This is a genomic window from Pseudomonas sp. PDNC002, from assembly GCF_016919445.1.
Taxonomy (GTDB): Bacteria; Pseudomonadota; Gammaproteobacteria; order Pseudomonadales; family Pseudomonadaceae; genus Pseudomonas.
On sequence record NZ_CP070356.1, the window covers coordinates 4,986,618 to 5,008,579 of the forward strand.

Here is a 21,962-nt window from a genome sequence, read left to right on the forward strand (position 1 = left end):
TCAGGCCTCCTGGGGCGCGATGAAGGGGACGAATTCGCTGACTTCCAGTTCGAAACCGGACACCGCCTTGTACGGCACCGGGAAACTCATCAGGCGCATCTTGCGCACGCCCTGGTCGCGCAGGATCTGCGCGCCGACGCCGAGGGTACGCTGGGGAAACGTCGGCGCCTGCGGGCCGGTCCCGCGCGACAGCTGGTCGAGGATCGCGCCAGCGCTTTCCTGCTGGGCCAGCAGCACCAGCACGCCGCAACCTTCCGCCGCGATGCGTGCCAGCGAGCGCTCCAGATTCCACTGCTGCGCGCCGCGTGGCGGTTCTCCGGCCAGCAGGTCGCGCACGGTTTCCACCGCCTGCACACGCACCAGCACCGGCTGGGCCGGATCGATCTCGCCGCGCACCAGCGCCAGGTGAACGACGTCCTTGAAGGCATCGTGGTAGGCGCAGACCTGGAACGATCCGTGGCGGGTAGCGATGCGGTATTCGGCGCTGCGCGCGATGGTGCCTTCGTGAAGGATGCGGTGGTGGATCAGCTCGGCGATCCCGCCGATGGGCAGGCCGTGGCGCAGGGCGAAGGCGCGCAAGGTGTCACCGCGGGCGTTCTCCCCCTCCTCGTCGAGAATGCCGGCCAGCAGCGCCGCCGGTTGCAGCCCGGCCAGCCGTGCCAGGTCGCAGGCAGCCTCGGCATGGCCGCCCCGGCTCATCACGCCGCCGGGCAAGGCACGCAGAGGGAAGATGTGCCCAGGGCTGACCAGATCGCCCGGCCCGCTGGCCGGGTCCACCGCCACCTGCACGGTGCGCGCCCGGTCGGCAGCGGAGATGCCGGTGCTGATGCCCTCGGCGGCCTCGATGGACACCATGAAACCCAGGCTGTCGCCGCGCGGGCTATCGGTCATCCGGCGCAGGCCGAGCGCCACGCAGCGCTCCTCGGTGAGCGCCAGGCAGACCAGCCCGCGCGCCTCGACCGCGAAGAAGTTCAGCGCCGCGTCGTCGATGAATTCGGCAGCCTGCACCAGCATGCCGTCGCCGCCCTCTTCCTCGCCATCGATCAGCACGACGGGCCGGCCCTGGCGCAGCGCCTCGATCAGTTGCAGGGGGCTGTCCAACGTCATGCCGACGCCCCCAGCGCGCAGCGCAGCCAGGCGGATGCGTCGTCGAGATAGGCCTGGGCGCGCGGCACGAAGGGCGCAAAGCTGGCGAAGCCATGCAGCATGCCCTCGGCGCGCACCAGCTCGACTTCCGCGCCGGCCGCGCGGGCGCGCTCGGCGAAGGCTTCGCCCTCGTCGCGCAGCGGGTCGCATTCGGCGCTCATCAGCAGGGTCGCCGGCAGGGTGCCGAGATCGGCCGCGTGCAGGGGCGAAGCCAGCACGTCCAGGGGCGCCGGCCACTGCCCCAGGTACTGGTGCCAGAACCAGTGCATCATCGCCGCCTCGAGGAAGTAGCCCTTGGCGAACTCGCGGTAGGACGCGCTGCCGCAGGTCTGGTCGGTCACCGGGTAGAACAGGCACAGTGCGCGCGGCAACGGGCCACCGCGCTGACGCAGCAGGCGGGCGCTGGCGATGGCCAGGTTGCCGCCGGCGCTGTCGCCGGCCAGGGCCAGGCGCGACGCATCCACGTCCAGTTCGGCGGCACGTACCACCAGTTCCGCCACGGCCTGGCCGCAGTCGTGCGCAGCGGTCGGGAACACGGCTTCCGGCGCCAACCGGTAACCCACCGACACCACCACCGCGCCGCTGCCCAGCGCCAGGCGCCGGCACAGGTCATCGTGGGTGTCGAGAGTGCCGGCGACAAAACCACCACCATGGAAGAACACCAGCAGCGGCAGGCCGGCCTCGGCGCTCGGCCGATACAGCCGCGCCGGCAGGTCGTCGGCGACCCGCAGCTCGCGCACTTCGGCCACGTTCAGCGGCTCGCCGGTAGCCACGCCCTGGTCGGCGAAGCGGCGGTAGGAAGTGGCGTCGAGCTGCTGGAAATCCAGGTCGAACGCGCCGGCGAACTGGTCCAGCAGGGCTTGCATGTGGGGATCGAGGGCCATGTTCATTCCTTATAGGTCGGCCAGCAGGAAGACCGGATTGGTCTCGTCGAGGATGCTTTGCGTGCGCGCCTGCAACGCCGGCTTGAAGTCCGGGTGCGGCAGGATCCAGAAGCGCTTGTCGTCGATGGCGGCGAAGACCTGGGCAGCCAGTTCGGCGGCCGGCATGCCCTGGCGGATGCTCTGCGCAAGCTGCGCGCCGAGCGCCGCAGCGGCACCACCGCCGGCCTGGTCGGAGGCCATGATGCGGCTGGCCACCGGCCCCGGGCAGAGCACCGAGACGCCGATGGGCGCGCCCAACGCCGCCAGCTCGTGATGGAGCACTTCGGAGAGCGCCACCACGGCCTGTTTGGTCACGGTGTAGGCGGCCAGGAATGGGCTGGCGAGCAACCCGGCCAGCGACGCGGTGTTGACGATGTGGGCCGGCCGGTCCTGCGCCAGCAGCGTCGGCACGAAGACGCGCAGGCCGTTGGTCACGCCCAGCAGGTTGATGTCCAGCATGCGCCGCCACTGCGCTTCGCTGAGTTCCCAGCTGGCGCCGGTCTGCATGACGCCGGCATTGTTGAACAGCAGGTCGATGCCGCCGAAACGCGCCAGCGCGGCGTCGCGCAGGGCGATCAGGTCCTGCTCGCGGCTCACGTCGGTTACCTGCTCCAGCACCTCGCATCCGCGGGCTGCCAGCTCGCTGGCCAGTTCGTCCAGGCCCGCGCGGTCGCGGTCGGCCAGGACCAGGCGCATGGCCAATTGCCCCGCGTGCTCCGCCAGGCCACGGCCAATCCCGCTGGCGGCACCGGTAATGACCGCCACGCGGCCTTGCTGCTCGCTCATTGCTCCACCGTTTGTCGTTGTTGTCGGTCGATGGCGCCGTTATCGCCGGCCGCAGCGGCGCCGGCATCGTCCACCCGGACTAGGGCGGCAGCCTCGTCCGTTCAGACGATGCCGCCAGCGCTCCGGCTTGCAGAATCGCTTCCAGGCTCGTGCCGCCCTTCTGCCTGCGGCAACCTGATGGGAGAACAACAAGATGAGTACGCTGCACCGTATCGAAGCGCGCCCAGTCGAGGACCGTTACGCGCGCGGCTGGCACTGCCTGGGGCTGGCCAGCCAGTACCGCGACGGCAAGGCCCACCGCCTGGATGTCTTCGGCACCCGCCTGGTGGCCTTCCAGGGCGAGGATGGCCAGTTGCATGTGCTCGACGGCTATTGCCCGCACATGGGCGCCGATCTGAGCGAAGGCTGCGTGGAAGGCAACAGCCTGCGCTGCCCCTTCCATGAATGGCGCTGGGGTGCCGACGGCGTGTGCGACGACATTCCCTACGCCAAGCGCATCCCGCCACGGGCGAAGATCAAGTCCTGGCCGGTGCAGGAGCAGAACCACCTGTTGTTCGTCTGGAACGATCCCGAGGGCAATCCGCCCATCGCCGAGCAGGCCATTCCGCGCATCGACGCCTGCTACGACGCGGACTGGGCCGAGTGGGAAGTGGCCGAGCTGAAGATCGACACCAATTGCCGCGAGCTGGTGGACAACGTCTCCGACATGGCGCACTTCAAGAGCGTCCACGGCGCGCCCATCGACGAGTTCAGCAACCACTTCGAAGGGCACATGGCCACCCAGGTGATGCGCGGCCGCAGCGCGCGGCTGTCCGGCGACAGCGAGCTGCACACCGTCGCCACCTATTTCGGCCCGGCCTACCAGATCACCTGGATGACCGGCGCCATGGGTGGCCAGCCGATCGAGTCGATCCTGCTCAACTGCCACGTGCCCATCGACCAGCACAGCTTCACCCTGCGCTACGGCGTGCTGGTGAAGAAGCTGCCGGGCCTGTCCGCCGAGGACAACCGCGCCATGGCCCTGGCCTACGTCGAGCAGGCACGCGCTGCCTTCTACGAGGACGTGGCCATCTGGCACAGCAAGACCCGTGTCGACAACCCGCTGCTGTGCGACGGCGACGGCCCGGTGTACCAGCTGCGCAAGTGGTACGAGCAGTTCTACACCAATATCGCCGAGCTGCCGGAGAGCCTATCCGAACGCAAGGAGTTCGTCGTACGGGCACGCCAGGCGGAACCGGCCTGAGCCACCTGTCCCCTGCCTTGCGGGACGGATTGCCTTTTGCGGAAAGCGCCGATTAATCTCCTCGGCGCTTTCCTACAACAACAATAAGAATGGTTCTACCGATGGCACAGTCGCTCGATCTCGACCAGTTCAGCGGGATGCTCGGCAATCTTTACCAGGGCCCCATGGAGCCCACGCCGTGGCAATCCTTCCTCAACCAGCTCAATCAGTTCCTCGAGGCCAAGTACGTCACCTTCATCCTGCGTCCGCCCAGCGACCAGAGCGAAGGGCTGATGGTCAACACCAACGGCAGCTCGGCCGAGGTCGTGGCCTCGTACAACCAGTACTATTTCAACCTCGACCCCTTCGTCGACCTGCCCAGCGGCCAGGTGGTGATCCTCGAGGAGTTCGTGTCCAAGGAGGAATGGCTGGCCTCGGAGTTCTACCGCAACTTCCTCGAGCCGGTCGGCGTGTTCCACATCCTCGGCGCGGACATCCGCACCAGCGATGGCGCGTTGTGCCGCATCCGGGTCAGCCGGGGCGTGGAGTCCCCCGGCTTCACCGAAAACGACAAGGCGCTGCTGGCGCATTTCATCCCGCACCTGGAGCGCTCGGTGGTGCTGCACACGCAGATCAACCGCATCGAGACCGAACGCAATCTCTACGCCGGCGCGATGGACCAGTTCGCCGTCGGCACCATCATCCTCGATGAGACCGGCAAGATCCTGCAGACCAACCAGGTGGCCGAGAATCTGCTGCGCGAGAAAGACGGCCTGAAGATCAGCGCCGACAGCCTGCAGGTCGGCACCCCGCGTGACTGCCAGGAGTTCCGCCGCCTGGTGAAGCAGGCGCTGCAGTCGCAGAAAGGTGCGCAACCCTCGGTGGTGGAGGCGATGCGCGTGCAGCGCCCGTCCGGTCGTGCGGACCTGGGCATCATCGTGCGCTCGGTGCCACTGAGCGAATGGAACGAGGGCAAGCACTGTCCTTCCGTGGTGATCTTCGTCAGCGATCCGGAACAGGAATCCCGCGCGCCGCAGGAAATCGTCAAGGCGCTGTTCGACCTGACCCCGGCCGAAGCGCAGCTGGCGATGCTGCTGGCCAACGGCCTGACCCTGGACGAGGCCTCGGAGGAACTGGGCATCAGCCGCAACACCGCGCGCGCCCACCTGCGCTCGACCTTCTCCAAGACCGGCGTGACCCGGCAGACCATGCTGGTACGCCTGATCCTGCGCAGCGTCGCCACGCTGGGCTAGTCCGCTCGGACGATTTGCCGGACGGCCCCGGCGACTAACGTGGGACAACCCAAGTTGGTCGACGAGGTCGCCAGCATGTCCCGACTCATTCCGCTGTTCGTGGCGCTGACCATCTGCAGCTGCCTGTTCACCGCCCACCTGATGCTGGAAATCCACGAGCGCTCGCAGCAGATGCGCCTGGCGGCACAGCGCTCGCTGCCGGCGCCGTGCGACCTGGGGAGCTGTTTGCGGGCGGTGCCGTGAACAGGGTTTCGCCCGGTGCGATCCGGGCGCGAACGGTCATACGCCGTACGGAGCTGTCTGCGGGTCGAGAACACGTAGGGCGTACAGCGCTCGGCGTTGTACGCCGCCCGGCCGACATCACGGATTTGTAACTCACGGCCGCTAACTTGCTCGCCCACATTCCGCACGCCGGCCCCTGGGCCGGAGCGGTTCCACCGGCGCTGCCAGAAGACGGACCATGACGGTAGACACGAGCACCTCCCGCAAGCAGTTCCTGATCCGTTCGGAAAACATGACCGCCGACGATTTCGGCGCTCTCTACACGCGCATGTTCGGCAACCTCTATTCGGGCATGCCACGCCCCGAACGCCCCATCGCCATCGGCGGCGTCTACGGCCGCCACGAGGGTGTCAGCTTCCGCCGCCTGAGCTTTCGCGGCGACCTGCTGACCGAGATGCCGGACCTCGACGACGAGATCACCTTCATCTTCCCCAGCGCCGGGCGCATCGTCTTCAACCAGTCCGGCGACAGCGTCGGCATGCCCGGCATCGGCCTGGCGATGGAGAAGGCAACGGTGCGCTCGGTGGGTTTCATCGACGGTCACGCGCACCACGGCCTGTCGGTGCGCCGCTCACTGTTCGCCCGCCGCCTGGCGACCTTGCTGGGCCGGCCGATCACCCACAAGGTGCGCTTCCAGCCACGGGTGGACCTGAGCAACGAGGCCTTCCAGGGCATCAAGGCGATCGTCGCCATGGCCACCGGCAACGAGTTCGACCTGCTGATCAATTCCAGCGCGCTGATGCCGGCGCGCCTGCAGGAAATGCTGGTGGATTCGGTGCTGGAAATCTGGCCGCACAACTACAGCGACGCGCTCAGGCGCCCTGCCCCGCAGATCGCGCCGCGCCATGTGAAGCTGGCCATGGACTACATCCAGGAGCATCCGGACGCGATGGTCAGCGGCAACGACCTGGCCGAGCTGACCAACGTCAGCCTGCGCGCCCTGCAGGAAGGCTTTCGCCGCTTCGTCGGCAGCTCCATCGTCGCCTACCAGCGCGAAGTGCGCCTGCAGCGCGCTTACGACGCGCTGCAGCAGGATGGCTCGCAATCGGTCAGCGAGATTTCCCTGGCCCTGGGTTTCAGCAACGTCGGACGCTTCTGCCAATACTTCCAGAGCGCCTACGGCATGAGCCCGGCGGATTTGCGCAGGAACCTGTCGACGCCTGCCTAGGGAAGCAACCGGCTCTGTTCGTGATGCTCGCCGGCAGGGCTCCAGTCAGCTCGGTTCGCGAGCAAGCTCGCTCCTGCAAAAACGCGACGGTGCTTCCCTGCAGGACCGCGGGGGACGCCCAGTCCTTGCTCGCGAACCCCACGGCACATAGCCCATCGCGGACGAAATCCGCTCCTGCGAGATGCCTCTGCGCCTGGGTCGGCCCTCACCCTAACCCTCTCCCAGGGGGAGAGGGGACCGTTCGGCGCAGGGTGAAATCATTGCGTCAGTCGGCTCGGACTACCCCCTCTCCCTCAGGGAGAGAGGGACCGGTCGGTGCAGGATGAAATCGTTGCGTCGGTCGGCTCGGACTACCCCCTCTCCCTCAGGGAGAGGGGGACCGTTCGGTGCAGGGTGAAATCGTTGCGTCAGTCGGCTCGGACTGCCCCCTCTTCCTCAGGGAGAGGGGGGCCGTTCGGTGCAGGGTGAAATCGTTGCATCAGTCGGCTCGGACTGCCCCCTCTTCCTCAGGGAGAGGGGGGCCGTTCGGTGTAGGGTGAAATCGTTCCGTCAGTCGGCTCGGACTGCCCCCCGCTCCCTCAGGGGGAGAGAGGACCGTTCGGTGCAGGATGAAATCGTTGCGTCAGTCGGCTCGGACTACCCCCTCTCCCTCAGGGAGAGGGGGACCGTTCGGTGCAGGATGAAATCGTTGCGTCAGTCGGCTCGAACTGCCCCCTCTCCCTCAGGGAGAGGGCTGGGGTGAGGGAGATGCACGGGTATGGATTTCCCAGCAGAAAACAGTTGCTCCCGCGCATCCCGCTGTTTCCACGCGCCCATGACTCGATCGTGCTACCAGGTTGCGTAGGCCGGATTACCCATAGCGAATGATCCGCCACTGCACGCTCCCCCCTGACAGAAAAACGGCCCGCCGCGTATTCCGCGACGGGCCGCCTGCTCATGGCAACGCCGATCAGAACTGGTAGCTGGCCTTCAGGCTGCCACTGGCGCCGTGGCTACCGCTGCCGCCCAGCGCGCCGACTTCGGCACCGACGCTGAACTCGCCCTGGCTGGCGGTGAGGCTGAACGCGCCGCTGAACTGGTCGCGGTTGTCGAAGGCAGCACGCTGGGAAACGTCGAAGCCCAGCAGGTGGCCTTCGCTGTCGACCTTGTAGTCACCCAGCGCATGGTCGTAGCCGACCTCCAGACCCGGCACCATCTGCCAGCCACTGCCCAGGGCCACCGGGGCGAACGAGGCCTTGAGGTTGGCGTAGGCGCTGCGGCGATTCTCGCTGATATCGTCGACATCCAGCGCCAGCTCGCTGCCCTTCTCCTGGAAGCCGTCCAGGTCCAGGTGGCTGTAGCGCAGGCCGATGCTCGGCTCCAGGGTCACGGTGGACACTGCCGTGCGGTAACCCAGCGCGACGCTGGCGCCGCTGAGGTTGCCGCTGGTGTCGCCCTTGGCTTTGCCCAGGCCGCCGCCGATGTCGCGCTTGCTGTCGTAGTCGACCCAGCCATAACTGAGGTCGGCGTCGACGAACAGGCCCTGCTCCAGGCCGTCGAGGGCGAAGCGCGCACCACCACGGATGAAGGTCAGGTCGGTGTCGACATCGCCGCCGGCACCACCGACGCTGCCTTTGCTGTAGCCGAAGCCGGCGTTGCCGCTGAGCTGCTCGGAGAAGCGCTGGGTGACGCCGACCATCAGGCCCTGGGTGTGTTCGTTGCTGCTTTCGGCATTGGAGGTAGCGGAATTGCCCTGGTAGCCGGCCAGCGCCGTGGTCCACAGGCGGGTCTGCCCGGCCTTCAGGTCGATGCCGCTGGCGTAGGGCGCGGCGGCGCGGTCGATCAGCGCATCCTGGCGCAGCAGGTAGCTGGCCGCGTCGGCGTGCACCTGGCCGCCGACGGTGGACTCGACGCCGCCGAGGGTGCCGGCATCGATCGCCGATTGCAGGTAGTAGTTGTACGCGGTGTAGGCGCCGGAAAGGCTGCTGTTCTGCAACTGGGTCAGCAGCTGCGCACCGGCGGCGGCGTTGCCCGAGAGGCCGAGGGTGCCCGGCAGGCTGTTGTAATAGACCATCTTGCCGCGCAGCACGTAGATGGTTTCCTGGGACAGGCCGAGGCCTTCCTTGAGGTAGTTGTCCATGCTGCCGTACTGGGCGGTGACTTCGTCCAGGCCTGCCTGCAAGTAGCTGGCCTGCACGCCGATCAGCGGCTCGTAGATGGCCGCCATGCTGGGCGGCATCATCGCCAGCGTCGCCTTGATCCGGGCGGCGGTGTAGTCGTTGGTCGCCAGGTAGTTGTCCATGATGGTCTGGCTGTCCGCCCCGGCGATGCTCAGCAGCACGGCGGCGGTCCAGCCGGTGCGGTCCTTGCCGGCGGTGCAGTGGAACAGCGCGGCGCCATCGGCGGCGGCCAGCTCGTTGAAGAGCACGGTGAACTGGCCACGCATGCCGGCGTCGCTGACGAAGGCGCGGTTGGTTTCCTCCATCATCGCCACGGCCTGGGCCGCACTGGTGAAGGAGATGTTGGTGATGTTGGCGCCCGAGGTGGTGCTGCCGATGATGTCGATGTTCTGATACACCGCCCCGGCCGGCAGGGTGTCCGGCGTGGCAGCCGCCTCGACGGGCGTGCGCAGGTCGTAGACGTTGCTGATGCCCAGGCTGTTCAGTACCGCCAGGTCGGTGCCCTTGGGGGTCAGTGCGTTGGAGCGATAGAACACGCCAGAGCGCATCACCCCATCATTGGCAGTGGTGTACGCAGTGGTGGTCCCGGCGATGTCGCGGAAGTTGTCGATGCCGGCCAGGTGCGGAGTGTCCAGGGTGTAGGTCTCGGCCGCGTTGGCGCAGGCGACGGACAAACTGAGCAGGGACAGGCCGAGGGTAGATGCGGAAAGCAGAGCACGATGGAACACGATGTAGCCTCTTTGAGCTTTGTTGGCGGGGCTACTATCGGCAGGGTTTTCGGCAGCGAATATGACAATTGCGCGAAGTCGGGAAATGCTGGCGCGATCTGTCCGTGAGGTGCGTTTTCTGTCCGTGATCGGCGCCGTTCGCTATTCCTCGGTGGGCCCGGAAGCCTCGCGATCACGCTCGTAACGCCGTGTCAGCGGGAACGCCGGCAACCAGGCTTCGCGCCGGCAGATCCATAGCTCGTAGGTGGGCTGGAACTGGTCCGGCGCATCCAGGGCGCCCAGGCTCACCTCGATTTCGCCGGGACTTCTACCGACCACCGATGAACCACAGCGCGGGCAGAAGCAGCGCCCGGCGTACTCACTGACCTCGCCCTCGATGCGCACGGCATCCTCGGGGAAGATCGCCGACGAATGGAACAGCGCGCCGTGGTGCTTGCGGCAATCCAGGCAATGGCAGATACCGACCCGGTTCGGGCGCCCCGAAGCCTGGATTCGCATATTGCCGCACAGGCAACCGCCAGTGACCGTGTCCATGCTGCACCTCCTCTGGAGACAGGGTTGACCCTGTCACCCTAGCAGCCAGGACTGCGCCGTTCAGTCCTCCAGACCAACGCACTCCAGCAGCGAAGCATGCCACTGCGGGTTGTCCAGCAGCACCGGCAGCAATCCGCTGTGGCCGGCGCCCGGCACCACCAGCAGCTCGCGTCGGCTGGCGCGGGTGGCGGCGGCATGCAGGCGCTCGGGGATTTCCAGGGGAATCACGCTGTCCTGCTCGCCGGCGATCACCAGCAGGCGGCCATGGAAGCGCGCGAGGATGTCCCAGGCGTCGCTGTCCACCCAGCTGCGCGGTCGGCGGATGATCGCCGAGAAGTCCGGCCCGAACGGCACCTCGTGCGCTTCGGGGGTGTAGATGCCGGGAACGATGAGGATCAGCGCCTGCACATCCAGCTCCTCGCTCAGCCGCAGCGCGTTGTAGGCGCCCATGCTGATGCCGGCCAGCGCGGTGGGACGCACCCCGGCGCGCTTCATCACCGCGCGCGCCTGGTGGCTGCGCCGTTGCAGCGAGGACTCGGGGAAGGCTCCGCCGGTCTGGCCGTGGCCGACGCAATCCAGCGCCGTCGACCCCACGCCCCGTCGCCACAGCGACTGGCGCAGGCCATCCCACACCGAACGGTTGCTGGCACCGCCGCCGTGGATGCCGAACAGGTGCAGCGGCGAGTCGCCACCCAGGGTATCGGCGTGGAGTTCGTGCCCTTCGAAAGGCACACGCAAAGCGACGGGGGACGACATGCAGCAGACCTGGCGGAATGGAGTTCGGGACGGGCTGCGAGCATAGCCGATCCAATGCGCCACGGACCGATTTGGCCGTTTCGCGATATTCGTCGTCCGGATCGCGTGAGACAGAAGCCCGCCGGCTCCCTAGGATAGGCCCAGCGAACCAGCCATCCATCCAAGATCCCGGCGCGCCCCGTGCGCCACGCCTTGCCTGTTGTCCCGGAGTCCCATGTCCACTGCCACCGTTTCGTCCCTGGCCACGCCGTCCGTGTCCAGCCAGGCCAGCCCGCTGGTCATGCGGGTGATCTGCGCCTGCGCCCTCGCCCACCTGATCAACGACCTGATCCAGGCCGTGCTGCCGTCGATCTACCCGGTGCTCAAGGCCAACTACGGCCTGAGCTTCACCCAGGTCGGCCTGATCACCCTGACCTTCCAGCTGACCGCCTCGCTGTTGCAGCCCTGGGTCGGCTACCACACCGACCGCCATCCCAAACCGTGGCTGGCGCCGCTGGGCAGCGTCTGCACGCTGATCGGCATCCTCATGCTGGCCTTCGTCGGTAGCTTCCCGGCGATCCTCCTCGCCTCGGCGCTGGTGGGCATCGGCTCCTCGACCTTCCACCCGGAGACCTCGCGCATCGCCCGCCTGGCCTCCGGCGGGCGCTTTGGCCTGGCGCAGTCCACCTTCCAGGTCGGCGGCAATGCCGGCAGCGCTTTCGGCCCGCTGCTGGCGGCGGCCATCATCATTCCGTACGGCCAGGGCAACGTGGCCTTCTTCGGCGTGTTCGCGGTGTTTCTCATCGGCGTGCTCTGGGGCCTGAGCCGCTGGTACCGCAACCACCTCAGCCTGTTCAAGCTCAAGGCGGGCGGCGTGGCCACCCACGGCCTGTCCAAGGGCCGGGTGACCGCCTCGCTGGTGGTGCTGGCGCTGCTGGTGTTCTCCAAGTATTTCTACATGGCCAGCTTCACCAGCTACTACACCTTCTACCTGATCGAGAAGTTCGACCTCTCGGTGGCCAGCTCACAGCTGCACCTGTTCCTGTTCCTCGGTGCGGTGGCGGCCGGCACCTTCTTCGGCGGCCCGGTGGGCGACAAGATCGGCCGCAAGGCGGTGATCTGGTTCTCCATCCTCGGCGTCACGCCCTTCACCCTGGCGCTGCCCTACGTCGACCTGTTCTGGACCAGCGTACTCAGCGTGGTGATCGGCTTCATCCTCGCCTCGGCCTTCTCCGCCATCGTGGTCTACGCCCAGGAACTGGTGCCGGGTAACGTCGGCATGATCGCCGGCGTGTTCTTCGGCCTGATGTTCGGCTTCGGCGGCATCGGCGCCGCGCTGCTCGGCCACCTGGCCGACATCCACGGCATCGAGTACGTCTACACGCTCTGCTCGTACCTGCCGCTGCTGGGTTGCCTGACCATCCTGCTGCCGTCCACGAAGAAGGCCTGAGTAACCCGCTGGCGCCTGGCGGATAGCCAGGCGCGCTCCCCAGCCCGGCGGCCGAAGTAACCAGCCTCCACAGCACGAAGACGCGCCAGCCCCGCGAACGGGCTGGCGCGCCCTGGCGGGAACACGCGAATCGCCTGCGCTATGCCCGCCCCACCCCGCCGGCAGCCTCTTCCAGCCACGCGAGAAACGCCGCGAAGCCGCTGGAACGTTTCACCCGCCTGGGGTAGACCAGCGTGTAGCGCGCGCCGGTGACGATGCTGCCCGGATGCAGGCGCAGCAGTTCCTGGTTGTCCAGCTCGGCTCGGGTGATCACCGCATCCACCAGCGCGACGCCCTGGCCGCACTTGGCGGCGACGATGGCCGACTCCAGGGTGTCAAAGGTCAGGTGGCCATTGCCGCCGCCGAGCGAACCGGGGTACAGCTCCTCCCAGCGGCGCCAGTCCAGGCGATCCAGGCTGCCGTCCACCAGCCGCGCGCAGCGCAGCGCATCTTCCGCCGTGGTGCCCGCCACCAGGCTTGGCGCGGCCACCGCGATCAGTTCCTCCTCCCACAGCACCAACGCCTCGAATCCGGGCCAGGTGGCGGTGCCGTAGGTGATCATCGCGTCGACCGCTTCGAAGGCGAAGTCGGGGAAGCGCTCGTAGGCGGTATCGACGCTGACCGTGACGTCCGGGTGCGCGTCGTAGAACGCAGTGAGTCGCGGAATCAGCCAGCGGGTCGCCATCGTCGGATGCGCGCGCAGGCTGACGCTGCGGCCGACGGTGGCGAGCATGTGCGAGGCATCCGAGAGCAGGCCGATGACCTGTTCGGCAACCGGAATCAGCGAGGCGCCTTCGGCGGTCAGCACGATCTTTCTGGTGTGGCGCTCGAACAGGCGGTTCTCCAGGCACTTTTCCAACTGCGCAACCTGGCGGCTCACGGCGCTCTGGCTCAGGTGCAACTGCTCGCCCGCCTTGCCGAAATTGCCGGTTTTGGCGACGGTCAGAAACGCCTGCAACAGCTCGATGGATGGCAGCTGACGGCTCATCGTTCTATGCATTCCTCACATGGGATAAATGCCGATACGTCACTTATCTTTCGACTGACCGCGGCTCATGCTTGGCCTGGACAACGACGCGCTTCCAGACGTCGGCTCAATCTAACGGGGCCTCTCATGAACAGTCCAGCAGCGGCATTCGGCAACCTCGCGACGCGCCTGCCACAGGAGGTCGACGTGGTGATCATCGGCGGCGGCCTGATGGGTTGCGCCTCTGCGTACTACCTCGGCAAGACCGGCGCCCGCGTGCTGCTGCTGGAAAAAAGCATCCTCGCCGGCCAGCAGTCCTCGCGGGCCTGGGGCTTCGTCCGCCAGCAATCGCGGGATGAGGCCGAAGTGCCGCTGATGCAGGCCAGCATCGGTATCTGGCGCGCGCTGGAGCAGGAGCTGCAGAGCGACCTGGGCTGGCGCAACGACGGCTGCCTGTTCGTCGCCGGCAACGAGGCCGAGCGCGACGGCTACGCGTCGTGGCTGCCGGTGGCGCGGGACTTCTCGGTAGATACCGTGATGCTCTCGCCGCGCGAAGTCGAAGCCCGGCTGCCGGGCTACGCCATGCCGCAGTTGGGCGGCCTGTTCACCGCCAGCGACGGCCAGGCCGAACCGACGCTGGTGGCCCGTGCCTTCGCCCGTCGCGCCCGCGAACTCGGCGTGCGCATCGTCGAACAGTGCGGTGCCCGTGGCATCGACGTCGCCGCCGGCCAGGTGGTGGGCGTCGAGACCGAACACGGCTACGTGAAGGCGAAAACGGTGGTGTGCGCCGCCGGCGTCACCACCTTCCGCCTGCTGAAACTGCTCGGTATCGAGCTGCCGCAGCAACTGGTCCGCGGCACCGTGGCGCGGACCACGCCGGGACCGGCGCTCAGCGGCATTTCCACCATCGCCAACGGCGTCGGCTTCCGCCAGCGGCTCGATGGCAGCTTCAACATCGCCGACGACGCCCACGTCGACGTCGACATGACCCTCGGCCACCTGCGCGCGCTGCACTGGTATGCGCCGTCGCTCTGGGCTCACCGCAAGTCGTTCCGCTTCAACCTCAACGGCGCCTGCCTGAACGACCTGCGCCAGCGCTTGCCCTGGTCGGAGCCGGCGCGGCTGGGGCCGGGCATTCACGAGCGCGCGCCACGGATCATGCCCAACGGCAAAAGCCTGCGCGCGGCGCTGCACGGCCTGAAGTCCGCCTTTCCCAACCAGGCCGCTACGCAGATCGCCGACCAGTGGGCCGGCGGCATCGACGTGCTACCGGACGGCATTCCGGTGATCGATGCGCAGACCTCGCCCCGCGGCCTCGCCGTCGCCACCGGTTTCTGCGGCCACGGGTTCGCCATGGGCCCCATCGTCGGCAAGACCCTGGCGGACTGGATCGACACCGGCAATCCGGGCCTGGACATGCGCCAACTGCGCCTGTCGCGCTTCGCCGAGGGCGACGTCAAGCCGCCCTCCTCGCTGTTCTAGTCGCTGCTCCGCGCAGGATCAGCAGCTCATCTCTCGCGCCCGCAACGCCAGGAGGGAATACGGTGACAGAGCATCCCAAGCAAGGCCCCTACTACGACCCCGCCTCGGTGGCCGGCAAGGCGCCGCCGATTCGCGACGAGACCGATATCCTCATCGTCGGCGCCGGACCGGCGGGGCTCGCCGCCGCGCTGGCCGCCGCCGGGCACGGCCTGCGCGTCACGCTGGTGGACGAGAACCCGGTGCCACTGGAAACGATGGGCGAGGAAGTCCCGCTGCATTTCGGCGGGCGCATGGGCGCCGCGGTCGCCAACCGCAACAGCGTCCTGCAGAGCCTGCTCGATGCTCGCCCGCAGATCGCCGATGCCCTGGAAGCTAGCGTCGATGTCAGGCTCGGCACGGCGGTCTGGGGGCTGTTTCCGCAGCAGCCGACCCGCGCGTGGATCGACGCCGCGGTGGCCGGCCTCGCCGACGAGGAGAACGCCTACCTGCTGCGCTTCCGCCAGGTGATCGTCGCCAGCGGCAGACGCGACATGGGCCTGGCCTTCGACGGCTGGCACCGCCCTGGCGTGATGGGCGCCAGCGCCGCCCACCGGCTGGCGACGGATTACGCGGCGCTGGACTGCACCCGCGCCGTGCTGGTCGGCAGCGATACGCAGGCCCTTGCCACGGCGCTGGCGCTGATCGACCTGGGCGTGTCCATCGCCGCCATCGTCGAGCAGGCCGACCAGGTCTGCGGTGATGCGGCCGTACTGGAGCGACTGGTCGAGCACGGCGTCGAGCTGCTGACCGCGCATGTGCTCCGTGAAGCGGCGGGCGATGCCTTCGGCGTCACCCACGTCACCGCTGTCGCGATCGATCGCGACGGACTGCCCATCGACGGCAGCGCGAAGACCCTCGACTGCGACACCGTGCTGCTCGGCGTCGCCGCCATCCCGGCCATCGAACTGCTCGACGCAGCGGGCTGCCAGGTCTCGTTCAAGGCCGAACGCGGCGGCCACGTAGCCGACTGCGATGTGGCACAACGCACCTCGCTACCCTGCATCCTGGTGGCGGGCGACTGCGCCGGTATCTGGGCGGCGAAAAGTCTCGACACGGAGATCGCCCGGCAGGAAGGACGCCTCGCCGCGCACAGCGCCCTGGCTGCGCTGGGCGTCGAGACCGGCGCGATCACGGCGCCGCCGCTGCCCGACCGGCCCGCACCGGACATCGCCGCCCAGCGCGCCGCCTGGGTGCGCGCCACGACACTCCACGCGCAGAACGCCCCTTATGTCTGCCAGTGCGAGGAAGTGACCGCCGGCGACATCCTCGGCACCCAGCCGCCGCGCTACCTCGGATGGTCGCCAGCGGACGCGGTGCTGTCCGGCGCGATGACCTCCCACGCCCCCAATCCGGACGTGACCAAGCGGCTCACGCGGGCCTGCATGGGTCCATGCCAGGGCCGCCGGTGCCGCGAGCAGGTGGCCGCGCTGATCGGCCTGGGCGTGAACGAGAGTGTCGCCGACATCGCCCTCGCCTCCTTCCGCCCGCCGGTCCGTCCGCTATCACTGCGGCAGATCGGCCAGGTCGAGGAAACGCCAGCGATGCGCCGCCACTGGGATGCCTGGTTCGACATGCCGTCACAGTGGACGCCGTTCTGGCTGTGCAGCGGGCAGCAGACCCTCGCCCGGCGCCCGCAGGACACTTCCCGGCAACCGCTGCCACACAAGGACTGAGACCATGGACAACGCCGCACAATCATCCCGGGGAGCCTCCGTCGTCATCGTCGGTGGCGGCGTGACGGGACTCAGCGCCGCCTGGTGGCTGGCGCGCGAGGGGGTCGACGTCCTGGTGCTGGAAGCGGGCCTGATCGGCTGGGGCGCCTCCGGTCGCAACGGCGGCGGCTGCTCTCACCATCACAGCCCGCTGTTCCTCGAAGAACAGCGCCTGTGGCCCATGCTGGACGAGCTGCTGGGCTACCCCACCGAATTCCGCCCGCACCGGATCAGCATCGACCTCGACGAACACCAGTTGTCCCTCGACCGCAAGGTGGTGGACGAGATCGCCCACTACGGCATGCGCGCAGACCGGCTCGACCCGCAGCAGGTCCGCGAGCTGGTGCCGTTCGCCGGAGACAACGTGCTGGCCGGCTACTACTACCACCTGGGCGGCCACGCCAACCCGCATCGCACCCTGCAGGCCTACGCCTGGGCACTGCAGAATCTCGGCGGGCGGATTCTCGAACACACCCCCGTCATCGGCTTCGAACGCCAGGGCGAGCGGGTCGTCGGCGTACGCACGCCACACGGCCTGATCGCCTGCGAGCAACTGGTGATCGCCGCCGGCCCGCACACCGGCGAACTGGCGGAGCAGCTCGGCGTGACTCTTCCGCTGGTCACCGCGCGGGCCGAAATGATCGTCACCGAGCCGCTGCCGCTGATGGCGGTGGGCGGCGTGGATGGCAATGGCCTGTACGGGCGGCAGACCCTGCGCGGCAACCTGGCCTACGGCGGCGGCCCGCACGAATGGGTCGACCTGGCCGACCTACCCGGCAATCGACCGCAGTCGACGCCGCTGCAGTGCAGCATCGCCCGGCGCCTCGCCGAACTGTTCCCCAAGGTCGCCCATGTGCGGATGATCCGCAGTTGGGCCGGCTTCATCGAAAACACCCCGGATGGCCGCCCGGTCATCGACCGTCCCGCGACACTGGAGAATGTCACCGTGGCCACGATGTCCGGTGTCGGCTTCGGACTCTCGCCGGCCAGCGGCCACGCCATTCGCGACCTGGTGGTCGACGGGCGCTGCAGCTTTGCCGACCTCTCCAGCTTTTCGCTCTCGCGCTTCGCCGCCCTGGAATCGGACTGGCAGGCGATCCAGGGCTGGTTGCCACTACCCGTTCACGTCGCAGAAAGGCCACGTTGAGTCACGCACAACAACAAGACCTCTCACCTAGTCGCCATCGTCCTGAAAGAGGGAACCGCCATGAACCGAACCTTCCGCCAGCTGGCCTTGCTCGCCGCCATGGGCATGACCTTGTGTTCCTTCACGGCGCCCGCCAGCGCAGCGGCGGAAACGCTGAGCTTCGGCGTCGCCGCGGAGCCGTACCCGCCGTTCCTGGTCAAGACACCGTCCGGCGAATTCACCGGCTTCGAGCCCGACCTCATCCGCGCCCTCTGCGAGCAGATGAAGGCGCAGTGCGAGATCAAGGAAGTGGCCTGGGACGGCATCATCCCCGCGCTGCTGGCGAAGAAGTTCGACGTCATCTTCAACTCGCTGGGCATCAGTCCGGAACGGCAGAAGGTCGTGGCCTTCTCGCGGCCGTACTACGAAACCACCGGCATCTTCGTCGCCGCCAAGGACTCCCAGCCGGTGCTGACACCCGACGGGCTTGCCGGCAAGTCCATCGGCGTACAGGGTTCCACCACCAACGCCGAATTCATCCGCGCCGCCTACGGCAACACGTCGGACGTGCGCCTCTACACCACCCAGGATGACTGCAACGCCGACCTGATCGCCGGACGCATCGATGTGATGTTCCTCGACAAGCTCGGCGACGTGGATTTCCTCAAGTCGGCGGACGGGGCGACGTTCGAGGAAAAAGGCACCGGCAGCGTACGGATGGACCCGCTCAAGTACGGCCTGGGCGTCGGCGCGGGGCTGCGCAAGGACGACACCGCGCTCAAGGCGCGCATCGACCAGGCGCTCGCGCAGTTGTACGCCTCGGGCAAGTACACGCAGATTTCCAAGCAGTATTTTTCGATCGACCTGTGGCCGCAGCAGTGAGGCGCGGGCTGGAACCCGCCCGTAGCGGCAAACGGGGCACACCGGATCACACCGTCACGACGATCTTGCCCACCTGCTGGTTGGCTTCGAGGAAGCGGTGTGCCTCCTGAATCTGCTCCAGCGGGAAGGTCCGCGCGATGATCGGGCTCAGCGCGCCGGACTCCAGCCCCTTGACGATGAACGCCTTGGCGCGCTCCAGCGCCGCCGGATCGGCGACGATTTCGGCGTAGAGGTAGCCCTTGAGCGTCAGGCTCCTGCCCAGCACGGTGAACAGCGGGAACGGCGTCGGCTCCGGGCTCAGCGCGCCGTATTCGAGGAGGATGCCGCCACGCGCCATGGCCTGGGTGAGCACCTCGAAACCGGGGCCGCCGATGGGGTCGAACACCACGCGGGCGCCCTGCCCGCCAGTCAGCGCCATCACGTTCTCGACGATGTCCTCATCGTCGCTGACGATCACGTGATTGGCGCCTGCATCCAGCAACGCCTGCTTCTTCGCCTGGATGCGGGTCACGGCGATGGAGGTGGCACCGACCATGCGGGCGATCTGGAAGGCGGCAAGTCCGACGCTGCTGGAAGCGGCGGTGACCAGCACGAACTCGCCCTTCGAGAGCTTCGCCTGCTCCACCAGCGCGCCCCAGGCGGTGACGTACTGCATCCAGGTGGCGGCCGCCTGCTCGAAGCTGAGGTTCTGCGGGTGCTTCACCGCCAGGTACGCCGGCACGTTGGCCACTTCGCCGTAGGTGCCCCAGCGGGCGATATCCAGCGGCGGGATCAGGCTCACCGCATCGCCCACCTCGACATTCTTCACGGTGCTGCCCACCGCGCTCACCACGCCGGCAGCCTCGTAGCCCAGGCGGCTGGGGAACTCGGCTTCCTGCAGGTAGGCGTGGCTACGGAACATTACCTCGGCGCGGTTCAGGCCGAAGGCCTTGACCGCGATCTGCACCTCGTCCGCCGCCGGGGCGGGTACGTCCACCGCCTCCAGCTTCAGGACGCTGGCGTCACCGTATTCGTGGATTCTGACAATGCGGGCCATGACAACCTCTCTTGAGCGGGCCGAGGCGAAGGCGCCGGCCGGAATGGGAGTGTAGGAAATTCCTGCCGTGCCGCCCGACCGTTCGGACCGGGCACGTCATCCGGCTGGCCAAGGGCGAGCGAAAAGCCGCAGACTGCTCGTCCGAACACAGGACCTCGACATGGATCGCCTGCCCACCCTGCGTACCGAGCGCTTGCTGCTCACGCCCCTGCAACTGGCGGATGCCGACGCCATCCAGCGCCTGTTCCCGCACTGGGAAGTGGTGCGTTATCTGGATAGCCGCGTGCCCTGGCCCTACCCCGATGACGGTGCGTTGACCTACGTGCGCGACCTGGCGCTGCCGGCGATGGCGCGCGGCGAGGAGTGGCACTGGATGATCCGCCTGGCCAGCGAGCCCGGCGGCGCCATCGGCAGCATTTCCCTCTTCGACCAACCCGGCAATCACCGGGGGTTCTGGCTCGCGCCGAGGTGGCAAGGCCGGGGTTACATGACCGAGGCCTGCGAAGCGATCAATCGCTACTGGTTCCTGACCCTGGAGCGGCCGCTCATGCAGGTGCCAAAGGCCATCGTCAACCAGGGCTCGCGGCGCATTTCCGAGCGCGAAGGCATGCGCTGCATCGACAGCAGCGAAGGCCATTTCGTCAGTGGCGTGCTGCCACGGGAAACCTGGGAGCTGACCCGCGAAGAATGGCTGGCACGCCAGCCATGACCCCGCGTGAACAGCCCTGGCAAGGCGAGCTGTGGCTGGGCGCGGACTTCTGCCTGGTTGCCGGCACCACCGGCCATGCACGCCCGCACGCGCACTACGCGCATCAGTTGCTGATGGCTCGCGCAGACGACGTGCAGGCGCTGGTGGACGAGCAACCGCAACGAGGGCCGCTGCTGGTGATTCCGTCGAACCGGCGCCATGCCATTCAGGCCAGCGAGCAGCCCGTCATCACCCTCTTCGCCGAACCGCTGGCTTTCGAGTTGGCCGACCTGGAGCGCGTCTGCCAAGCAACCGGGCCGGACCTGCCAGCGCTCGCCGCGCAACTGCAAGCCCTGCCTCGCCGTGCACTCGATCCGCGCCTGGACAAAGCCCTGCAACGCATCCGCGCCCTGGACGACGGCGCCCTCCCAGCCCAGGAACTGGCCGACGAAGCCGCGCTGTCGTTGAGCCAGCTGGAGCGGCTGTTCAGCGGCACGCTGGGGCTGTCGGTGCGTCGGCTGGTGCTCTGGCAGCGACTGCGCCAGGCGCTGCGCCACGCCATGGCCGGCAGCAGTCTGACCGAGGCGGCCATCGCCGCCGGCTTCGCCGATTCCGCGCACTTTTCCCGCAGCGTGCGCAACCAGTTCGGCATCCGCGCCGACCTGACGCTGCGCCAACTGAAGCTGCGCTTACTCGACTAGCGCGCGGCGCAGCTCAGGCGGCAAGACGGCGGGTGGATGCGCCGTGTCGTGCTGGCGGAACGGCTCGCGCAGTTGATCAAGATAGGCCACGGGGTAGTCCGGCCGGTCACCGATTCCCAGGTCATCCTCCGCCAGTTCATAGTCCGGCAGGTACAGCGCGGTGCCCAGCAGACGATCCCAGAAACTGAAGAACAGCGCGAAGTTCACATCGCCCGCCGTACCGTACTTCAGGTGATGCAGACGGTGCAGCGGCGCCCAGGCAAACACATGGCGCAGCACACCGATACGCATGTCGACATTGCTGTGCTGCAACAGCAACTGAATGGCGATGGCGAAGGCCAGCAACGCCGCAACCTCCACGGGAACACCGAGCAACAGCAGTGGCAGCGTTCCGCCCAGCGCTTCAAGCGTCTGGTGCAGCGGGTGCTTCATCAGGCCGTTGAAGCCGTACATGCGCGTCACGCTGTGGTGCACCGCGTGCAGGCGCCAGAGCAGCGCGGAACGGTGGCTGGCGTAGTGCACGAGGGTGACACCCAGGTCGGCGATCAACAGCGCCGCCAGCAGTTGCAACGCCAGTGGCCAGTCCACCGGCCACAGGGCGAAATGCGGCATCCACAAAGCCATCAATGGAATGGCGGCGATACCCAAGGCATTCAGCGTCTCGTTGGCCAGCGCGTGGGCCAGGTCGCGGGCGCCATCGCCGTGACTCTCGTTCCAGCCCGCTCGATACGGCCAGAACCGCTCGGCAAGAAAGGCCAGCAGGATCGTCAGCGGCAACAGCGCCGGCAGGCAGAGCAGCGATACGCCCTCACCGACCAGATACAGGGCCAGGCCGATGAAGCCGAAGAAGAACGCGGGGGCGTAGAGGTAGCGCATGGGGCAGCTCCAGTGCAGTGGGAGTCGC

At 67.7% G+C, this 21,962-nt stretch carries 20 protein-coding genes; 11 read left to right on the top strand and 9 right to left on the bottom strand.

Annotation, left to right across the window (positions count from 1 at the left end):
* Genes JVX91_RS22415 through JVX91_RS22425 form a run of 3 tightly spaced genes read right to left on the bottom strand, consistent with a single transcriptional unit; the run spans window position 1 to window position 2,855 of the window.
* Entirely contained in the window at window positions 1-1,107 is a 1,107-nt protein-coding gene (locus JVX91_RS22415; protein WP_205336315.1) for a 3,4-dihydroxy-2-butanone-4-phosphate synthase, read from the bottom strand.
* Window positions 1,104-2,030 (bottom strand): alpha/beta hydrolase, encoded by a 927-nt coding sequence (locus JVX91_RS22420; protein ID WP_205336316.1) that lies wholly within the window; start codon window positions 2,028-2,030, stop codon window positions 1,104-1,106. Before JVX91_RS22420 ends, JVX91_RS22415 begins: the two co-directional genes overlap by 4 nt.
* Window positions 2,031-2,039: 9 nt before the next feature.
* Window positions 2,040-2,855 (bottom strand): SDR family NAD(P)-dependent oxidoreductase, encoded by an 816-nt coding sequence (locus JVX91_RS22425; protein ID WP_205336317.1) that lies wholly within the window; start codon window positions 2,853-2,855, stop codon window positions 2,040-2,042.
* 193 nt (window positions 2,856-3,048) lie between these two features.
* On the opposite strand from JVX91_RS22425, the gene JVX91_RS22430 reads away from it, so the two are divergent.
* From JVX91_RS22430 to JVX91_RS22445, 4 genes are all read left to right on the top strand, one after another.
* Window positions 3,049-4,098 (top strand): Rieske 2Fe-2S domain-containing protein, encoded by a 1,050-nt coding sequence (locus tag JVX91_RS22430; RefSeq protein ID WP_205336318.1) that lies wholly within the window; start codon window positions 3,049-3,051, stop codon window positions 4,096-4,098.
* A 101-nt stretch (window positions 4,099-4,199) separates the two neighbouring features.
* Window positions 4,200-5,330, top strand: coding sequence for a helix-turn-helix transcriptional regulator (locus tag JVX91_RS22435; RefSeq protein WP_205336319.1), 1,131 nt, complete (start codon window positions 4,200-4,202; stop codon window positions 5,328-5,330).
* 75 nt (window positions 5,331-5,405) lie between these two features.
* Window positions 5,406-5,573: a hypothetical protein gene (locus JVX91_RS22440; protein WP_205336320.1), complete on the top strand. Its 168-nt coding sequence runs from the start codon at window positions 5,406-5,408 to the stop codon at window positions 5,571-5,573.
* Window positions 5,574-5,790: 217 nt separating this feature from the next.
* Window positions 5,791-6,780, top strand: coding sequence for an AraC family transcriptional regulator (locus JVX91_RS22445; protein WP_205336321.1), 990 nt, complete (start codon window positions 5,791-5,793; stop codon window positions 6,778-6,780).
* A 949-nt stretch (window positions 6,781-7,729) separates the two neighbouring features.
* Here the strand turns inward: JVX91_RS22445 and JVX91_RS22450 are convergent.
* The 3 genes from JVX91_RS22450 to JVX91_RS22460 form a co-directional block, all read right to left on the bottom strand.
* On the bottom strand, window positions 7,730-9,667 hold the full coding sequence (locus JVX91_RS22450; RefSeq protein WP_240201646.1) for a tyrosine-protein phosphatase: 1,938 nt from the start codon (window positions 9,665-9,667) through the stop codon (window positions 7,730-7,732).
* Window positions 9,668-9,808: 141 nt separating this feature from the next.
* Window positions 9,809-10,201: a GFA family protein gene (locus tag JVX91_RS22455; protein ID WP_205336322.1), complete on the bottom strand. Its 393-nt coding sequence runs from the start codon at window positions 10,199-10,201 to the stop codon at window positions 9,809-9,811.
* A gap of 60 nt (window positions 10,202-10,261) precedes the next feature.
* Window positions 10,262-10,957 carry an alpha/beta hydrolase gene (locus JVX91_RS22460; protein WP_205336323.1) on the bottom strand — a complete coding sequence of 232 codons (696 nt, stop codon included), beginning with the start codon at window positions 10,955-10,957 and terminating at the stop codon, window positions 10,262-10,264.
* A gap of 214 nt (window positions 10,958-11,171) precedes the next feature.
* Between JVX91_RS22460 and JVX91_RS22465 the strand changes: the two genes are divergently transcribed.
* A complete protein-coding gene (locus JVX91_RS22465) occupies window positions 11,172-12,386 on the top strand; it encodes an MFS transporter (RefSeq protein WP_205336324.1) in 1,215 nt (404 codons plus the stop codon).
* Window positions 12,387-12,525: 139 nt separating this feature from the next.
* On the opposite strand, the gene JVX91_RS22470 is transcribed toward JVX91_RS22465, so the two are convergent.
* Window positions 12,526-13,413, bottom strand: a complete 888-nt coding sequence (locus JVX91_RS22470) for a LysR substrate-binding domain-containing protein (protein WP_205336325.1) — start codon at window positions 13,411-13,413, stop codon at window positions 12,526-12,528.
* Between the two features lie 126 nt (window positions 13,414-13,539).
* Between JVX91_RS22470 and JVX91_RS22475 the strand changes: the two genes are divergently transcribed.
* The 4 genes from JVX91_RS22475 (at window position 13,540) to JVX91_RS22490 (ending at window position 18,633) form a co-directional block, all read left to right on the top strand.
* Entirely contained in the window at window positions 13,540-14,874 is a 1,335-nt protein-coding gene (locus JVX91_RS22475) for an FAD-binding oxidoreductase (RefSeq protein ID WP_205336326.1), read from the top strand.
* A 62-nt stretch (window positions 14,875-14,936) separates the two neighbouring features.
* A complete protein-coding gene (locus JVX91_RS22480) occupies window positions 14,937-16,586 on the top strand; it encodes an NAD(P)/FAD-dependent oxidoreductase (RefSeq protein ID WP_205336327.1) in 1,650 nt (549 codons plus the stop codon).
* The gene (locus tag JVX91_RS22485) at window positions 16,471-17,772 is read left to right on the top strand and encodes an FAD-binding oxidoreductase (protein WP_345890258.1); all 1,302 of its coding nucleotides are present in this window, start codon (window positions 16,471-16,473) and stop codon (window positions 17,770-17,772) included. Before JVX91_RS22480 ends, JVX91_RS22485 begins: the two co-directional genes overlap by 116 nt.
* Window positions 17,773-17,832: 60 nt before the next feature.
* On the top strand, window positions 17,833-18,633 hold the full coding sequence (locus tag JVX91_RS22490; RefSeq protein WP_240201647.1) for a transporter substrate-binding domain-containing protein: 801 nt from the start codon (window positions 17,833-17,835) through the stop codon (window positions 18,631-18,633).
* A 46-nt stretch (window positions 18,634-18,679) separates the two neighbouring features.
* Here JVX91_RS22490 and JVX91_RS22495 read toward each other — a convergent pair whose 3' ends face one another.
* Window positions 18,680-19,669 carry a zinc-dependent alcohol dehydrogenase family protein gene (locus tag JVX91_RS22495; protein ID WP_205336329.1) on the bottom strand — a complete coding sequence of 330 codons (990 nt, stop codon included), beginning with the start codon at window positions 19,667-19,669 and terminating at the stop codon, window positions 18,680-18,682.
* 160 nt (window positions 19,670-19,829) lie between these two features.
* On the opposite strand from JVX91_RS22495, the gene JVX91_RS22500 reads away from it, so the two are divergent.
* Together JVX91_RS22500 and JVX91_RS22505 are read left to right on the top strand one after the other, a co-directional pair.
* Complete coding sequence (locus JVX91_RS22500; RefSeq protein ID WP_205336330.1) at window positions 19,830-20,378, top strand: GNAT family N-acetyltransferase; 549 nt, start codon at window positions 19,830-19,832, stop codon at window positions 20,376-20,378.
* Window positions 20,375-21,058 carry an AraC family transcriptional regulator gene (locus JVX91_RS22505; RefSeq protein WP_205336331.1) on the top strand — a complete coding sequence of 228 codons (684 nt, stop codon included), beginning with the start codon at window positions 20,375-20,377 and terminating at the stop codon, window positions 21,056-21,058. Before JVX91_RS22500 ends, JVX91_RS22505 begins: the two co-directional genes overlap by 4 nt.
* Here JVX91_RS22505 and JVX91_RS22510 read toward each other — a convergent pair.
* On the bottom strand, window positions 21,047-21,934 hold the full coding sequence (locus JVX91_RS22510; RefSeq protein WP_205336332.1) for a sterol desaturase family protein: 888 nt from the start codon (window positions 21,932-21,934) through the stop codon (window positions 21,047-21,049). The genes JVX91_RS22505 and JVX91_RS22510 overlap by 12 nt on opposite strands.
* Between the last annotated feature and the right edge of the window lie 28 nt (window positions 21,935-21,962).

Coding starts and splice junctions, on each gene's coding strand:
- JVX91_RS22415 (WP_205336315.1), bottom strand. CDS start 1,107: ATGACGTTGGACAGCCCCCTGCAACTGATCGAGGCGCTGCGCCAGGGC.
- JVX91_RS22490 (WP_240201647.1), top strand. CDS start 17,833: ATGAACCGAACCTTCCGCCAGCTGGCCTTGCTCGCCGCCATGGGCATG.
- JVX91_RS22460 (WP_205336323.1), bottom strand. CDS start 10,957: ATGTCGTCCCCCGTCGCTTTGCGTGTGCCTTTCGAAGGGCACGAACTC.
- JVX91_RS22510 (WP_205336332.1), bottom strand. CDS start 21,934: ATGCGCTACCTCTACGCCCCCGCGTTCTTCTTCGGCTTCATCGGCCTG.
- JVX91_RS22455 (WP_205336322.1), bottom strand. CDS start 10,201: ATGGACACGGTCACTGGCGGTTGCCTGTGCGGCAATATGCGAATCCAG.
- JVX91_RS22505 (WP_205336331.1), top strand. CDS start 20,375: ATGACCCCGCGTGAACAGCCCTGGCAAGGCGAGCTGTGGCTGGGCGCG.
- JVX91_RS22465 (WP_205336324.1), top strand. CDS start 11,172: ATGTCCACTGCCACCGTTTCGTCCCTGGCCACGCCGTCCGTGTCCAGC.
- JVX91_RS22425 (WP_205336317.1), bottom strand. CDS start 2,855: ATGAGCGAGCAGCAAGGCCGCGTGGCGGTCATTACCGGTGCCGCCAGC.
- JVX91_RS22435 (WP_205336319.1), top strand. CDS start 4,200: ATGGCACAGTCGCTCGATCTCGACCAGTTCAGCGGGATGCTCGGCAAT.
- JVX91_RS22440 (WP_205336320.1), top strand. CDS start 5,406: ATGTCCCGACTCATTCCGCTGTTCGTGGCGCTGACCATCTGCAGCTGC.
- JVX91_RS22485 (WP_345890258.1), top strand. CDS start 16,471: ATGCCTGGTTCGACATGCCGTCACAGTGGACGCCGTTCTGGCTGTGCA.
- JVX91_RS22495 (WP_205336329.1), bottom strand. CDS start 19,669: ATGGCCCGCATTGTCAGAATCCACGAATACGGTGACGCCAGCGTCCTG.
- JVX91_RS22445 (WP_205336321.1), top strand. CDS start 5,791: ATGACGGTAGACACGAGCACCTCCCGCAAGCAGTTCCTGATCCGTTCG.
- JVX91_RS22430 (WP_205336318.1), top strand. CDS start 3,049: ATGAGTACGCTGCACCGTATCGAAGCGCGCCCAGTCGAGGACCGTTAC.
- JVX91_RS22475 (WP_205336326.1), top strand. CDS start 13,540: ATGAACAGTCCAGCAGCGGCATTCGGCAACCTCGCGACGCGCCTGCCA.
- JVX91_RS22420 (WP_205336316.1), bottom strand. CDS start 2,030: ATGGCCCTCGATCCCCACATGCAAGCCCTGCTGGACCAGTTCGCCGGC.
- JVX91_RS22500 (WP_205336330.1), top strand. CDS start 19,830: ATGGATCGCCTGCCCACCCTGCGTACCGAGCGCTTGCTGCTCACGCCC.
- JVX91_RS22470 (WP_205336325.1), bottom strand. CDS start 13,413: ATGAGCCGTCAGCTGCCATCCATCGAGCTGTTGCAGGCGTTTCTGACC.